At 65.0% G+C, this 14700-nt stretch carries 12 protein-coding genes; 6 read left to right on the top strand and 6 right to left on the bottom strand.

What is annotated here, in order from left to right:
* The first annotated feature begins 46 nt into the window (after positions 1-46).
* A complete protein-coding gene (locus E1B25_RS12240; protein ID WP_132829638.1) occupies positions 47-226 on the top strand; it encodes a zinc-finger domain-containing protein in 180 nt (59 codons plus the stop codon).
* Positions 227-396: 170 nt separating this feature from the next.
* On the opposite strand, the gene E1B25_RS12245 is transcribed toward E1B25_RS12240, so the two are convergent.
* The gene (locus E1B25_RS12245; RefSeq protein ID WP_132829639.1) at positions 397-1146 is read right to left on the bottom strand and encodes a hydroxypyruvate isomerase family protein; all 750 of its coding nucleotides are present in this window, start codon (positions 1144-1146) and stop codon (positions 397-399) included.
* A gap of 206 nt (positions 1147-1352) precedes the next feature.
* Between E1B25_RS12245 and E1B25_RS12250 the strand changes: the two genes are divergently transcribed.
* The 3 genes from E1B25_RS12250 to E1B25_RS12260 are packed head-to-tail and all read left to right on the top strand — an operon-like array spanning position 1353 to position 4397.
* Positions 1353-2867, top strand: coding sequence for a caspase family protein (locus E1B25_RS12250; protein WP_132829641.1), 1515 nt, complete (start codon positions 1353-1355; stop codon positions 2865-2867).
* Between the two features lie 47 nt (positions 2868-2914).
* Complete coding sequence (locus E1B25_RS12255) at positions 2915-3727, top strand: hypothetical protein (protein ID WP_132829642.1); 813 nt, start codon at positions 2915-2917, stop codon at positions 3725-3727.
* A gap of 4 nt (positions 3728-3731) precedes the next feature.
* The gene (locus E1B25_RS12260; protein ID WP_132829643.1) at positions 3732-4397 is read left to right on the top strand and encodes a hypothetical protein; all 666 of its coding nucleotides are present in this window, start codon (positions 3732-3734) and stop codon (positions 4395-4397) included.
* A 20-nt stretch (positions 4398-4417) separates the two neighbouring features.
* Here the strand turns inward: E1B25_RS12260 and E1B25_RS12265 are convergent, their stop codons facing one another.
* Complete coding sequence (locus E1B25_RS12265) at positions 4418-5257, bottom strand: M15 family metallopeptidase (RefSeq protein ID WP_245510705.1); 840 nt, start codon at positions 5255-5257, stop codon at positions 4418-4420.
* Positions 5258-5445: 188 nt separating this feature from the next.
* On the opposite strand from E1B25_RS12265, the gene E1B25_RS12270 reads away from it, so the two are divergent.
* A complete protein-coding gene (locus E1B25_RS12270) occupies positions 5446-6012 on the top strand; it encodes an OmpA family protein (RefSeq protein ID WP_132829645.1) in 567 nt (188 codons plus the stop codon).
* A 45-nt stretch (positions 6013-6057) separates the two neighbouring features.
* Complete coding sequence (locus E1B25_RS12275; protein WP_132829646.1) at positions 6058-8226, top strand: serine/threonine protein kinase; 2169 nt, start codon at positions 6058-6060, stop codon at positions 8224-8226.
* Positions 8227-8266: 40 nt separating this feature from the next.
* Here E1B25_RS12275 and E1B25_RS12280 read toward each other — a convergent pair whose 3' ends face one another.
* Genes E1B25_RS12280 through tssL form a run of 4 tightly spaced genes read right to left on the bottom strand, consistent with a single transcriptional unit; the run spans position 8267 to position 14695 of the window.
* Positions 8267-8989 carry a PP2C family protein-serine/threonine phosphatase gene (locus E1B25_RS12280; protein WP_132829648.1) on the bottom strand — a complete coding sequence of 241 codons (723 nt, stop codon included), beginning with the start codon at positions 8987-8989 and terminating at the stop codon, positions 8267-8269.
* Positions 8986-9663, bottom strand: a complete 678-nt coding sequence (tagF, locus tag E1B25_RS12285) for a type VI secretion system-associated protein TagF (RefSeq protein WP_165937610.1) — start codon at positions 9661-9663, stop codon at positions 8986-8988. The genes E1B25_RS12280 and tagF overlap by 4 nt, the downstream gene beginning before the upstream one ends.
* Positions 9663-13238 (bottom strand): type VI secretion system membrane subunit TssM, encoded by a 3576-nt coding sequence (tssM, locus tag E1B25_RS12290; RefSeq protein WP_132829651.1) that lies wholly within the window; start codon positions 13236-13238, stop codon positions 9663-9665. Before tssM ends, tagF begins: the two co-directional genes overlap by 1 nt.
* A complete protein-coding gene (tssL, locus tag E1B25_RS12295; protein WP_132829653.1) occupies positions 13235-14695 on the bottom strand; it encodes a type VI secretion system protein TssL, long form in 1461 nt (486 codons plus the stop codon). The genes tssM and tssL overlap by 4 nt, the downstream gene beginning before the upstream one ends.
* Positions 14696-14700: the final 5 nt, after the last annotated feature.

Genomic DNA, 14700 nt, shown 5'->3' on the forward strand with positions numbered 1-14700 from the left:
GCAGCCGACCCAAACCGCCACGGCATCAAGAGGGAGCCGCACAGCCATGACCACCCAGGCGCCGGAAACCAAGATCGTCGAAAGCTACCGCATTGCCTGTGACGGCGGCGAAGGACCGCTGGGCCATCCCCGCGTCTGGCTGCAGATCCCCGAGGATCTGGGCTGGGTCGAATGCCCCTATTGCGATTGCAAATACATCCACAAGGATTTTGAAGGGAAGGTCTGAGCCGGCCAGCCCGGAAAGACCGGACGCGCGCCCTGTTTGGGGGCGGCGGGATTTGAGTATTTGTGACAAAGAGAAGCGGTAGGACTCACCCAGCCTTCTTGCCGGCCTTTCTGATGGTGCGCCTGCGGACTGTTGAAACGCTGACAGCGCCTTGCAGGATCACCCGCCTGTCACGGCATCCAGCCCAGGCTGTCTTCGGTTCTGGCACTGCCGGGGTGATATTCGGCCCCGATCCAACCATCATAGCCGCTGGCCGCGATCTCGGCCAACAGCGCGGTGAAATCGAGCGGGCCGCTGTCAAGCCTGGGGGCGCTGCGATCCGGCGGCGCACCGATCTGCACATGGCGGACCAGCGGGGCATACTGCTGCCAAATGGCGCGTGCGTCGCCGTGGATCTGCTGGGCGTGATAGCTGTCAAATTGCAGACCCAGATTCGGCCGCTCCGCCCGCGCCAGCACCCGGGCGGCACGGGGATAATCACCCAGCGCATAGCCGGGCTGATCCGCCGGGTTGAGCGGCTCGATTGTGAACAGCTGATCCGGGGCGCGGTCGGCCAGCCATAGCAGGTTGGCGGCAAAGGTGTCTTCCGCCTGCGGATCATCGCTATATCCCGCCATCACATGTATCGCGTCCGGGCGCAGCAGAGCGGCCCGCTCCAGCACCGACCCCATCGCGGCGCGAAACGCCGCCTCGCCCCCCGGCAGCGCGGGATAGGCTGCGTCGGGACCCGGCGGCGGGGCGTTGATCAGGGCAAGCTGCACCCCGGCCCGGTCCAGCGCCGCGCGAATCGTCGCGGCGGGAAGGTCATAGGGATACAGGATCTCGACCGCCTGAAATCCGGCCCGTGCGGCGGCGGCAAACCGGTCGAGAAACGGCAACTCGGTAAACAACAGCGAGATATTGGCGGCAAAACGCGGCATCGGGTCTGTCCTGATCTTGGCCCGGGTGCGACCGGCGTAGAAGGGGGCGGAACGAATGCACGATAGCGCAGCGGGTGGGACGGTGACAGGCCGAGCGGGCGCGGGATTATGGAGAAACCAAGGATTCCTTGCTTTAATTTTTGCCGACCTGAGGTAAGGTTGAGGTGAATTTTTGAATCAAGACCTTTTGCAGGACGGGATTGAGCATGCGAGCGCTGAGCGTTTTCGTGATTTGGGTGATGTGTCTGAGCGCCCCGGCGGCTTGGGCCGCGGGGGATCGGGTGGCGCTGATCCTTGGGCTGGGGGCGTATCAATCTGTCCCGGCGTTGGACAACACCCGCAACGATGCCTCGGACATGGCCCGCACGCTGGAGGATATCGGGTTCGACGTGACCCTGTCGCTCGACACCACCGGCGATCAGATGCGCCAGTTGCTGGACGATTTCGCCTTTCGCTCGGAAACCGCCGATCTGGCGCTGATCTATTTCGCCGGACACGGGGTCGAGGTGCAGGGTGAGAATTTCATGATCCCGGTCGATGCGCAGGTGGCGAGCAACCTTGATGTGCAGCGGCAATCGGTGTCGTTGAAACAGATGCTTGCGGCAGTTGAGCGGGCGCGCAAAATGCGCATCGTGATCCTGGACAGTTGCCGCGACAACCCGCTGGGCGATGCCATCGAGCTGCGCCAAAGCACGCAGGCGATGGTGGCGCAAAGCACCGAACAGAGCGCCGAACAGACCACACGTGGGGGCGGCGGGCTGGCCCCGGCGGACCCGGATCGCGGCACGATGGTGGCCTTTGCCGCCCGTGACGGGCAGGTGGCGCTGGACGGGCGCGGCGACAACAGCCCGTTCGCCCGGGCGTTGATGACCAAGATGGTACAGCCGGGGCTGGAGATCAGCCTGATGTTCCGTCAGGTGCGCGACATGGTGCTGGAAGAGACCGGCAACCTGCAAGAGCCCCATACCTATGGCTCGCTCACCGGGGTGCCGTTCTATCTGGCCGGACCGGGGGCTGGGCAGGATCTGGCATCAGCACCCAGCGCGCAGGATGCCTGGGCAGCGATCAAGCCGGATCAGGAAGAACAGCTTTTGGCATTGGCAGAACTTGGCGATACCCGTTCGATGCTGGGGCTGGCCTATATCCGGCTGAACCCGAACGAGGGGCGCTTTGACCCGGCGGCGGCGGTGGATTTCCTGACCCGCGCCTCCGAGGCGGGCTCACCCGAGGCGCAATTCGAACTGGCCAAGTTGTATGAACGCGGCACCGGCGTGCCACGCGACGAGGCGCGCGCGCTGGCGCTGTATCGCGAGGCGGCAGCGCAGGATTATGCCGATGCGATCAACGATCTGGGCTTTCTGCATTATCAGGGCGGGCTGGGTCTGCCGGCGGACCCGAAAAAGGCGCTGGGATTCTTTGAGCGCGCAGCCGATCTGCGCCATCCGCAGGCCCAGTTCAATTTCGCCGCGCTGATTGATGACGGTCTGATCCCGGACAAGGGCCCCCAGGATGCGGCGCGCTATCTTTACGAGGCGCTGCGTTCGGGCAGTTCCGATGTTCTGAGCCTGCTGAGCGATCGGCCGACCATGTTCAAAACGGCCACGCGCCGCGCCTTGCAGGCCCGGCTGAAAGAACATGAATTTTATGCCGGGGCGATCGACGGGGATTTCGGCCCCGGCACCCAGCGCGGCATTCGTCGCGCCTATGGCATTGAAGATTGAGGCCGCCGTCAAGCCGCCGGCCAAAGCAACAACGATTGGACCCCGTCATGCCCCAGACCCGCCCCCCTTTTGACGCGCGCCCAGCGCCGAACCGGACCACGTTGAGATCCCTGCTGGGCGGACTGGCGATCGCTGTCGGGATGGCGGTGCCGGCTGCGCAGGCGCAGAGCCTTGAGCTGCCCTATTTCGACGAGGGCGAGCCAAAGAACCTGACGCTGCTTGGCATTCCCTCGGCCACGGTGGCGCCGCATGGGATGGGATTCGGCTCGCTTGGGCTGACCTCGAAACGGGGCGGCGTACTGAACGAATGGGACGGATCCTTGGCCTTTGGTCTTGGGCTGGGGGATGCCGAAACCGGGCTGGGGGTGCAACTGACCGCCAATATCACCTCGCTCACCGGCGCATTCGGGGATTCAGGGTATTTCGAGGCCAAGATCTCGCGGCGGATCTCGTCGGGCGAAACCCCGCTGTATCTGGGCGCTCAGGTCGAGGGGTTGGGCACATGGGGCGATGCCAGCAACGTGCCCGAGAGCGGGCGGATCATGGCGACCTGGTTCCCGGACCTGTCGGTTGGGGGCGATATATTCCCGCTGATGCTCACGCTGGGCTATGGCACCCATCTGCGCAACGCCAAGACCGACCCGGGCGTGTTTGCCGGCGCGGGGATCGGGGTGAACCGCAACCTCGGCCTCTCGGCGGCGTGGACCGGCGAAACGCTGGATCTGGGCACATCGTGGAAATTCGACGACATCGACTGGATGACCGTCAGCGCCGAGATCAACGACGCCACCGACCGGCTGGGTCAACGGCGGGTTTCGATCACCTTCAACCTTTTCAACCCCAATCTGTTCAGGAGCTGAGCCCATGTCGTTGTCCCTGCCTGCCCTCTCTGCTGCCGCCGCGCTTGTCCTGACCTGCTGGGGCGCGGCCCCCGACCGCCCCGGCGCCCCGTTGCACCTGACCGGGGGCGATGCGGTGGGATCCTCGCCGGTCTTTGTGCCCTATGGAGCCGGAAAGTCATCGCCCAGCGGCAGTTCGCGCCCGACAGACGAGACACCGAGCGAGGCCACCACCGCGCAGGTCGTTGCCACGCTCCAGCAGGCGACGCGCTATTGCAGTTGGCTGAAACGCGACGGCAAAGGCGAATTCGTGGTCGATTGCCTGGCCGAGCGGCTGGACGATGTGAACCGGCGGATGGCGGGCACCGGTGGCTATGAGGAGGTGCGCGCGGTGCTGGAGCAGACGACACGCGATCTGCACCGGATCGCGCGGGACAACCGCGCGGCGGGGCAGCGCGCGACGCGATTCCGCACCCAGGATGCTGACGGCAAGGTGACGCGGACCAACCGGGCGCTGGTGCCGGTCGACCCGGCCCGGCAGCAGGCCGCCGTGGCGCAGGCGCTGGCGGTGATCGCAGAGGCGGAAACGCGGCTGTTGCGCTCGGCCAGCGACGGGACGGCCTCCGGGGCACAGTTCCAGCGCATTGCGGCGGCAGTGGGATCGAACAAGGTGTTGCTGCGGTCGTTGTAGGCACGCGTTTCAGCGCCAACTTAAAGCAGCCCGGCCTCCAGCCATTCATCAAGCTTTTCGCGGCTGACCTCGAAATGCATGCTGTCCTCGCGCCCGAAACCGGCGCCCCAGATCCAACCTTCGGTACGGAAGAAATCGGCCAGGATCGTCAGGCCAAGCTGGGTCTTGCCATCCGCCAGCGAATCCAGATGGCCGTCGATGTTCAGGTCCAGCGCCATGCCGTAGCTGTGGTTCGAGATCGAGGTTGAAGAGCCGCGCACCAGCCGCGTGCAAAGCGAGCCTGAGGTGTTGATCTTGGCATAAAGGTCGGGGTCGGTGCGGCGGATCTTTTCGAACACGGTGCGCAGCGATTCAACGGCCGGTTTCAGCATCCTGACCCGGATCGGGCCAACCTCTTCCACCACCAGTTGACCGGCCAGACGTTCGTTGGTGATCGACTGGCACTGATCGGTCAGATCGGCGCGCGGGCGGCCCAGCTTGTCCACCAGATAGCGGGTGTTCAGCACGGTCATGCCCCGGTTGACGTTGCGCCGGTCGGCAATGAAGACAAGCTGCGCATAGGCATCGACGATGTCGTTGGGCCCCGACTGGCGAAACCCCTGATCCTCGGCGCCCGGTTGCGGCGCCATGGCGGCGTCATTGCCGACACGGGCCAGTTCGCGCTCCAGCCCGTCGATGCGGGTGTTGAGGCTATCGAGTTGCTGGCGCATCCGCTCAAGTTCGATCCGGGCGCCGGAATCGATGCCGGCACCGCCGCCGCCATAGTCCTCGGCCGAAATCAGATGATCGAGCCCGACCCAGATCACCGGCACCAGAAGCAGCGCCGTCGCGATGATGATGGCCGGAACGAAACGCAGCATGCAGCCTCCTGAACTTGGTCTGATTGAGCCTGTTCCACCGGCCAGAGTAAAGGGGCAAAGCCGGAAAGGCGAGGATTTGCCAGGATCGGCGCGGGTGGTAAAGCAGACGGTAAAATCGTTGCCGGAGGCGCACCCGTGGTATAGGTTTCCAACAGTCTTCATTCATTTATTCAAAGGGAGGACAGGAAATGTTCCGCATTGCCGTCCTTACTGTTTTTGCATTTTCAACCACTCTGGCCTTTGGCGCCGCACCGGTCAGCGCACAATCCGACATGACCGCCCAGGAAATCGCCGAGGCTTTCAAGAAACAGAAAACCCGGGGGTTGGTGATCGTGCCCACCGGTCAGCCCTCAGTGAGTGGCGAGGCCACCTCGGTGACCCCGGCCACGACCGAGCCAAGCTATTCCGCCGTGGAGAAATCCGATCAGGTCAATATCCAGATCTCTTTCGACTTTGACAGCGCCGCGCTGCGCGAGGATCAAAAACCAAAGCTGGCGACCCTGTGCGATGTGATGAAAGCGGTCGATGTGGAGCAGTTCCAGATCATCGGCCACACCGACAGTTCCGGCGGCGCCGCCTATAACCAGCGGCTGTCGCTGCTGCGCGCGCAGGAGGTCAAGCGCCATCTGGTCAGCGCCTGTGGCATCAGCGTTGATCGGCTTGACGCAATCGGGATGGGCGAAAAGGCCCCGTTTGACACTGCCGATCCCCGCGCCGACGTGAACCGCCGTGTCGAATTCCAGGCGCTGGGTTAAGCCCGCCGGGGGCCCCGGAGCCATGCGGCACACAGGGGCGGCGCGATGACGGAGTCGCGTCCCGGAGACATTTTTCAGCCCGGCGATCTGGTCAACAACACCTATCGGGTCGAGGCGATTCTGGGGCGCGGCGGCACCTCGGACGTCTATAAGGCGCGCAGCGAAATCTCGGGCCGTCTGGTCGCGCTGAAGATGCTGAAATCGGAATTCTCGGGCAACGAGGATTACCTGACCCTGTTGACCCGCGAAGAGGAAATCCGCGAGATCCGCCATGAGGCGGTGGTGCGCTATTCCGAAAACCACCGGACCGAGGACGGCCATGTCTATCTGTTGATGGACTATGTCGAAGGGCCGGGGCTGGACCGCAAGCTGAAACAGGGGCCGATGGCACCCGAGGATCTGATGGTCGTGTGCCGTCGGGTGGCCGGGGGGCTGATGGCGGCCCATGCGCGCGGCATCGTGCACCGTGATCTGAGCCCGGACAATATCATCCTGCGCGACGGCGATCCGGCGCAGGCGGTGATCATTGATTTCGGCATCGCCAAGGATACCAATCCCGGCGCGCAGACCATCGTCGGCAATGAATTCGCCGGAAAATATGCCTATGCCGCACCGGAACAGCTGAGCGGCAAGACCGATGCGCGCTCTGACGTCTATTCGCTGGGCGCTTTACTGTTGGCGAATTTCCGTGGTGCCGCGCCCAAGCTCGGCAACTCGCCGATGGAGGTGTTGCAGCGCAAGGGTGATCCGCTTGATACCGATGGCGTACCAGAGCCGTTGAAGACACTGATCGACCGGATGACCACCCCGGACCCGGAGCGACGAATGCAAAGCGCGGCCGAGGTTCTGGCCTTTCTTGACGCGCCCGAGATCGGGGCCCCCGCCCCGACAGATGACGAGGATGAGGCGACCGTGATCGCGCCCTTGGCGCAGCGGCCTGCCCCCGCAACCTCTGCACCGCAGGGCAGGCCGAAAACGAGCCGCGCTGCTGTCGCATCAGAGCCGCGAAAATCGCGCGGTGGGCTGATCGCGGCGCTGCTGGCGCTGGTGCTGATCGGTGGCGGCGCGGGCGGCTATTTCGCCGGTCTGTTCGATGCGCTGCTGGGGTCACGCTATCCGCTGGCCGATCCCTATACGCTGGTGGCCCAAAAGGCCGATGGCGCGGTGCAGGTGGTGGGCAACGCCCCCTCGCCCAAGATCCGGGACGCGTTGAACGATCTGGCCGGAGGCGCGGCCGATCTGACCCTGGCCAGCGGTGGCATCGCAGAGAGCTGGGGCGCCGATGTTCTGGCCACGCTGCGCCCGCTTGACGGGCTGGAAGACTGGCGGCTGTCGATCAGCGGCAACCGGGGCAAGCTGACCGGCTCCACCACGGACCCCTCGGTGCAGGAACGGCTGTCGGCGCTGTTCGAGGGCGGCCTGCCCGGCGCGCTGGAAGGCAATGCCGAGATCGCCTATCGGGAACTGTTCCTGCCGGCGGAGGCGCTGCGCCCGATACTGGCAGCGCAGGCCGATTGCGGCGCGCTGGAGCTGCTTGCCCCACCCGCCACCGGCTATGGCCCCGGTGCGGCGGTGACCGTGACGGGCCGGGTCGCGGGAACGGCAACGCGAGTGGCGCTGTTCGATGCGCTGCGCGCACGTGCGGGAGAGCGCAAGCTGGTGCTGGATGTCGAGGTTCTGAACCCCACGCTCTGCCTGATCGAAAGCCATCTTCCCCATGCGCCGACGGATGGCATCGGCGTGAGCTATCACGTCGGCGAGACCGGCGCGCCAAACCCCTCGGGGCGGTTCTTCGTCGGTGAAAACCCGGTGATCGACGTGACCCTGCCCGCGGATGTGACCGACGGGTTTCTGACGGTTTCGATACTGGATGTCTCGGGCAACGTGTTCCACCTGCTGCCCAACATCAATCGGCAGGACAACGCGGTAAAGACCCTGCGCGACGGCGCGACGGGACCGGTCTCGGTGCGCGTCGCCTTTGGCATTGATGAGGCCGCAAAGACCGGCGGTCTGGCGTTCAAGGTGGATGACAGCACGCTGGGCAAGAGCAAGGTGATGGTCATCCATTCCAGTGCGCCACTGTTCGACGGGATGCGGCCGACCTCGGAATCCGCACTGGGGTATGCCGAGGCCTTGCAAGCCCATGCACAGGGCAATGACAGCGCGATCCTGTCGCTGGACAGCCGGTTGCTGGTGACGGCGGCGAAGCCCTGAGCGAACGCGGGTCGGGGAACTCCCGGCCCGTAGAGGCGCGCTAGAGCACGTCCACCACGATGACCGAGATATTGTCGGCGCCACCACCGGTCAGCGCCACTTGCAGCAGTTCCTCGCCGACCGTTTCAAGCGGGGCGCGCGCAAGCATGCGTTGCAGCAGGCCCTGCGTGGCATATTTGGTCAAGCCGTCGGAACAGATCAGGAAGCGGTCTCCGGTGGCCACCTGTCCACGGATCTTGTCCAGTTCCAACACATCGCCCACGCCCACGGCGCGGGTGATCGCGTTGGATTGCGGATGCTGCTCGGCCTCATCCCATGTCATCTGGCCTGACAGAACCAATTCGGCGACGGCGGAATGATCCGTGGTCAGCATTTCGATGCTTCCATCGCGCAGCCGATAGATCCGGCTGTCGCCCGCCCAGAGCGCAACGAAATGGCCGTTGGCCATCATCAGCGCGGCGACCGTGGCCCCGATCACACCGCGCCCGCGTGCCTCGGATTCGGCACGGATGGCGCGATGGGCGCCCTGAATCGCATCGCGCAGCGCATGCATCCGCGTGGTGGGATCCAGCCCGACGGGAACCGTGGCAACGGCGTCGGTGATCAGCCGGCTGGCGAAATCGCCGGCCTCATGCCCACCCATGCCATCGGACACGACCCAGATGTTGTGATCGGGAAGGGCGAGGATCGCATCCTCGTTCACCTTGCGCTTCAGCCCCACATGGGTCTGCGCGGTATAGCGGTAGGGGTGCAAATCGGTCATAGCGGTCGCGCCTCGCTCCAAATCGGCGCGTTGAGATCGAACAGACCCCGGGCGCAGGTTTCATCCGGCAGCCCCTCGCAAACCATCATGCGCGGGGTGCCCGCCACCTCGGTACTCCAGACGCTGGGGGTGGCATAGCGGCCCGCCAGCAGGCCCGCCGCCAGATCCCCCGGCAGCGCGCCAGCGGCCGATTGCGTCAGCACCAGACAGCCGCCAGCCTGGCGCAACGGCGCGGTGGCGCGCATCTGTGGCGCCTCAAGCGTGGTAAGGTCGGCCTCGAACCTCTCGCGGGTCATGGCGTCGCCAAGGGCCGACAGCGCCACCTCTTCCAGTCGGGAAAACAGCGCCGTCTCGCGGAAATGATCGAGGGGGACGGGCCCCGGCGTGTCGAGCGCGGCCATCAGCGTGAGCGGAAAGCGCCGCCCGACCCGATCAACCGAGGGCATCAGCACGCCCAGCACCTTGTGTCGCCCGGCCAACCCCGGGGCCAGCGCAAAACGCCAGATCGGGGCCGACATGTAATGCCCGTCCCATGCCGCGCCCAGCGCCGATTGTGCCGCCAGCATGGCCCCCTGAATCCACGGATCCCAAGCCGAGACAAAGCCCGGGGGCGCCGCAATGCGAAAGAAATCGCCAACTGCGGGCATCTTGCCGAAGGCCCCGAACCCCGCCATCAGAGCGACTCGGGGCAGCTGAACTTGCTCAGAGCCGGCAGCGCAAAGGGGTTGATCACCGAGCCCACTTGCAGATCAAAGATCGCCAGCCGCCCGCCGATGATGAAATTCACCCGCTTGCGGTCGGCCACGTTGAGCGAGCGGATTTCGGCCGCATCCAGCAACCGGAACCATGCCCAGGGCCCATCGCGCGACAGCACGCTTTCGACATTGCGCTTTTGCGGCTCGAAACTGACCCGCGCCAGCCCGACCGACCCGGGCCATGTCACCGCCACCGGGGTCGGCAGGCCGCCGCGATGTTTGAAGGCGATCTGTTGACCGTGCACCTCAAGCAGGACCGAGCGCGCCTTGTCGTCCAGCCCATAGGGGGTGATCTGGAACTGGATCTGCGGCTGCGGCCCACCGGCAAAGAACGCCTCGCGGATCTGGGAGGCGTATTGGAACTGTTGCAGTACGGTGTTGGAGATGCCCAGATCCACGTCGTTGACCCGCTTCCACGTCCAGGGGCGCGAGCGGGTATCGACGAATTTCACCAGATGTTCGTTGAAGAACGTGTCAATCAACCCGGCCGGTGCAAACAGCTTGGCAAAATCCTGTACCCCGACATCGGCGCGGGCGCGCGGATTGAACGGATACCGGTTCGCCAGCGCCTGTTTGCAGAACGGCAATACACTGGCCTGCCAACGCGCGTTCATCGAGGCGCGGGTGCCGTCGGCAGCAATCCCGGACGAGCCATTGGCGATCTGGGTGGCCCAACGCGGCACCGGCCCCTCGGCCCGGCTGGCCGCCTGCTGAAAGCGCAGGATCGCCTCGCCGCCCTCGGCCCCGGAGGCGGCCCCGCTGAAGGACATCTTGTTCAGCTCCTGATAGACCTGCGTCAGCACATCCATCAGCTGATCAAGCTGCGAGGGCTGCGCTTCGGGGCGCGCCACCAGCCGATGCAGCCAGTCAAAGCGCTCTTCGACATAGGCACCGGGCGGTTTCGGCGGCGTGCCGTCACCACCGGCGGTGGAATTGAGCAGCGCCTCCATCAGGATCTCGCCCTGAATCGAGAGGCTGGAGCGCGCCTCGAGCGCGGCAATGGAGCCGGCGCCCGAGCTGAGCGATTCCGTGTTGAGGACCGAGCGGTCCTCGGTCAGGCTGGTTTCCTTGCTGGCCTCGGTCAGGATGTTGACCAGCGGCGAAGTCGGCCCAGACAGCACATTGGTGACCTCGATCGCGTGGCTGAGCGATTCCATCGGGATGATGTCGACGTCGGACAGCATTTGGTCGTACTGCGTGATGAAGTCGTTGTAATAGAGGTCGAGCACATCGCGGCTGAGCGCGAGCAGCGCTGCCTCGCTCTGGGCGGCTTCGCCACGGGGGCCAAGCACCCAGCTTTCGTTCTGCACCCGTTCGGCAACGCTGACCGCCTCGGGCAGGAACACGGTGTTGAACCCGTCATAGGTAAAGATACCCGGAATGCCGTCGTTCAGCGGCTTGCCCGAAGAGCGCACCAGCACCCGCGCCACCGCCGGCCCCCCCACATCGGTGATGCGCCATTTCGGCAAGGTGGTGGCCTTGGCGCTGTTGATGATGCCGTTATAGACCCGTTGCGCCAGTGGCATTTCGGTCAGCAGACCCTGCACCCGTTCGACCAGCGGGCCGTTCAGCGCGATCTCTTCCATCGGTTGCGACAGCAACGCGTCCAGATGCGCGGCAAGGTCGTCGCGCAGGTCTTTGCGCTGGATGCCGGGATAGGCGATTTCCCAATCGACGTTCATCCAGTCCTTGACCAGATCGGTGTTCATCGGCCCCTGAAGGCCCAACATCAGATAGATCTTGAGCGCCTCGTACAGAAGGTCGGGGTTGTTCATGTTGCCGGTGATCTGTTCCTCAAGCCGCAGCAGCAGCCGCGGCAGGAAGCGGTGGTTGAGTCCAGCGCGATAGGTCTGCGCCGCCTGTGTGCCGATCACCTCGCCCTGATAGAGCCCGTAGCGCAGCGCGCGGGACGGTTCGGGATCTGACAGCACCGGGTTGCCGGGCATGTCGCGCAGCAGGTTCAGTGCAACCACCACCGGCGGCAGGTCGGTATCGCCCACCGGGCTAGGCGGCAAGGTGTCAGCCGCCTGTTGATAGGCGTCGGCCTGTTCACCGGCCTGCGCGATCAGGTCGGTATTGCCAAGATACGAGCGCACCCAAAGCGCGCCGGTGGCCAGCGCGATCAGCACCGTGGCGGCGATGGCCGCGCGCCGGGTCCAGCGATAGCGGCGCTCGACCTTGTCATCGGAGGATACCAGCCCCGCCTCGGGAAAGATCACGCCTTCAAACAGCCGGGTCAGAAAGAACGAGCGCCCGGTCCCCTGCCCGGTGCCGATGGCCTGACGCCCGATACCAAAGGTCTGCGCCATGCCCAGCATCAGCCGGTCGATCGGCGTGCCCTCTTGCGTGCCAGAGGTGAAATAGACCCCGCGCAGCAGGTGGCGATTTTCAAACCGGTTGTCCTGAAACACCTCGTTGAGAAACTCGCGCCCGACGCGGCGCATCGAGGCCACCTGTGCCGGGAACCCCGCGACCAGCGCGCGGCGCTGGTGGTCGGTTTCGGTCTGGAGCCGCTCCAGCAGTTGGCCGTTGAGCCGCCCCAGCAGCGCGCCGAACTCTTCATCGAACCCGGCGATGGGCGAGGCTTCTGCCTTGGCCTTGGGCAAGGGCAAGGTGAAGCCCCAGACCTGTTCGCGGTCCTCCTTGCCGAGATTGTCGTAAAACTCGGAAAAACCCGCGATCAGGTCGGCCTTGGTGAACAGCACATAGACCGGGAAGCGCACGCCGAGCCGCTCGCGCAGCTCATTCAGGCGCAGGCGCACGGCGCGGGCGTGGTTTTTCTGGGTCAGCTCATCCTGCAGTGACAGATCGCTAAGGCTGATCGCGATCATGGCGCCGTTGACCGGCTGGCGTTTGCGATATTTCTTGAGCAGTCCGAGAAACCCGAGCCAAGCGGCGTTGTCGGCCTCGGCATCGCTTTCCTGCGTGGTATAGCGCCCGGCGGTGTCGATCAGTACCGCCTGATTGGTAAACCACCAGTCACAGTTGCGGGTGCCACCGACGCCGCCAATGGCGGATTTTCCCAGCTTTTCAGCCAGCGGAAATTGCAGGCCGGAATTGACGATTGCCGTGGTCTTGCCCGCCCCGGGGGGGCCGATCATCACGTACCACGGCAATTCGTTCAGATGCCGTCGCCCGTTCTTGGATTTGCGCAACTCAGCCAGCGCGGTCTTGAACTTGCCGCGCAGCTCGCCCAACTCCTCGGATGAAACGTCCGCGTCGTCCGAGGTATCGACGGCCTCGGCCATCTCTTCGGTCATCTCCTTGTCCTTGCGACTGCGGAGCCAGAAGATCACCCCGATCAGCAGCAGGAAGAACAGCCAGAGACAGGCGATGGTGACGACGCGGGCAAGGATGCTGTCAAACGGGTGCCAGCCCTCCGAGCCGATCAGCGGCGCGAAATACCAGATGCAGGCGCTGAGCACTGCGGCCACAATGATCAGCACGGTATAGATCGAGCGGAACAGCGGAAAGATGAAGCGACGAAGGATCATTGCCCCTCCTCCTGTACCAGTAGAACCTCGATCCGGCGGTTCTTGGCACGGCCATCTCGGGTGGCATTATCGCCAATGGGCTCTTTGTCGGCGCGCCCCTCGGCGCTGAGCCGGTCGGGATCCTCAAGCACACGGGCCATGCCGGCCATCACCGATTTGGCGCGCGCCAGCGACAGGTGCATGTTGGACGGGAACCGCGACGAGCGGATCGGGACGTTGTCGGAATGGCCCGCCACGATCACCGGGCCGGGCTCATCGTTGAGCGCCTCGGCCACGCGATTGACAGGGCCCACGAAGCGATCTTGCAGCGCGTCCGAGCCCGATGCGAACATGCCAGAGCCCTTGATGCGGATGATCAGCGTATTGCCCTTGCGGAACACCTCGACGATGCCGTCGTCGATCTCGGCCTGAAGAAAGCCGGTGACCTTCTGCAACTGCTGTTCGGAGGTGGGCTGCGGCGGGGGCGGCGGAGGCGGCGGCGCGCGCCGTTCCAGCGTGGCGACCGGGCCGGATTCGATGCTGCCGAGCTGTCCCAAAACCCGTTCGGTGGAGGTCGAAAGCGCCCAGCTGAGACCCGCGAATTGCAAGGTCAGCAGCAGCGCCACAACGGCGACGGCGATCCAGACCACGCGCCAGGCCGAGAGCGGTTTGAACGGCTTTTCCACCCCTTCCCAATGGGGCGAGACATCGTGCTCCACCGGACCCCGCTGGGCGCGGATGATGCGGGCCAGCGCGCCACGGATGCGAAGATGCTTGTCCGAGCCGCCCTGTTCGATGCGCAGCCGCCCCTCAAAGCCCAGCGACAGACACATATAAAGGAATTCGAGCAGATCGATATTGCTCGAGGGTTCCTTTTCCAGCCGCGCCAACAGATCATAAAAGCGATCGCCACCCACGGTTTCACGGTGGAAGGTGCCGACCATGGATTGCAAACCCCAGCTCGACTGGCCGCCCCATGGCGTGTTCAGCACCACGTCGTCCAGCGTCGCACAAAGCGCATAGCGCGCCACCTTGACGGTCTGGGCCGGGATGCCGGCCTGCAACGCGCGGTTCTCGAATTCGCGCACCTCGGCCACGACGCTTTGGCGCAGCTTGTCCGGGTCCATGTGCTGGGCGCGGTTGCGAATGCGGCTGATCAGTGCAAACAGGGTCGAGGCGCAGGCCAAAAGCTGGTTCATGCCGGTCAGCACCGGCGCCGTTTCACGCGGCCCCGAAGCGGGTGCGGCAGCGGGCGCAGCCGCTTGCGGCACGCCAAAGGCATCCATGCCCCCCTGACCGCCACCGCCACCATACCCGCCGCCCTGCCCCCCGCCGGTGGGGTGGGCCGCGACCGGATCGGGCGCGGCAGGCTGGGGCGCTACGGGTGCCGGTTGCGACAGACGACCGCCCGGATTGGGCTTGATCACCGTCTTGTCGGTGTCATTGGGTTCGGCAAAGGGATCGTCGTGATCGGCCATTTTTA

Origin of the sequence: Antarcticimicrobium sediminis (genome assembly GCF_004348975.1) — a bacterium.
Lineage (GTDB): Bacteria > Pseudomonadota > Alphaproteobacteria > Rhodobacterales > Rhodobacteraceae > Antarcticimicrobium > Antarcticimicrobium sediminis.

Coding starts and splice junctions, on each gene's coding strand:
- E1B25_RS12240 (WP_132829638.1), top strand. CDS start 47: ATGACCACCCAGGCGCCGGAAACCAAGATCGTCGAAAGCTACCGCATT.
- E1B25_RS12245 (WP_132829639.1), bottom strand. CDS start 1,146: ATGCCGCGTTTTGCCGCCAATATCTCGCTGTTGTTTACCGAGTTGCCG.
- E1B25_RS12250 (WP_132829641.1), top strand. CDS start 1,353: ATGCGAGCGCTGAGCGTTTTCGTGATTTGGGTGATGTGTCTGAGCGCC.
- E1B25_RS12255 (WP_132829642.1), top strand. CDS start 2,915: ATGCCCCAGACCCGCCCCCCTTTTGACGCGCGCCCAGCGCCGAACCGG.
- E1B25_RS12260 (WP_132829643.1), top strand. CDS start 3,732: ATGTCGTTGTCCCTGCCTGCCCTCTCTGCTGCCGCCGCGCTTGTCCTG.
- E1B25_RS12265 (WP_245510705.1), bottom strand. CDS start 5,257: ATGCTGCGTTTCGTTCCGGCCATCATCATCGCGACGGCGCTGCTTCTG.
- E1B25_RS12270 (WP_132829645.1), top strand. CDS start 5,446: ATGTTCCGCATTGCCGTCCTTACTGTTTTTGCATTTTCAACCACTCTG.
- E1B25_RS12275 (WP_132829646.1), top strand. CDS start 6,058: ATGACGGAGTCGCGTCCCGGAGACATTTTTCAGCCCGGCGATCTGGTC.
- E1B25_RS12280 (WP_132829648.1), bottom strand. CDS start 8,989: ATGACCGATTTGCACCCCTACCGCTATACCGCGCAGACCCATGTGGGG.
- tagF (WP_165937610.1), bottom strand. CDS start 9,663: ATGGCGGGGTTCGGGGCCTTCGGCAAGATGCCCGCAGTTGGCGATTTC.
- tssM (WP_132829651.1), bottom strand. CDS start 13,238: ATGATCCTTCGTCGCTTCATCTTTCCGCTGTTCCGCTCGATCTATACC.
- tssL (WP_132829653.1), bottom strand. CDS start 14,695: ATGGCCGATCACGACGATCCCTTTGCCGAACCCAATGACACCGACAAG.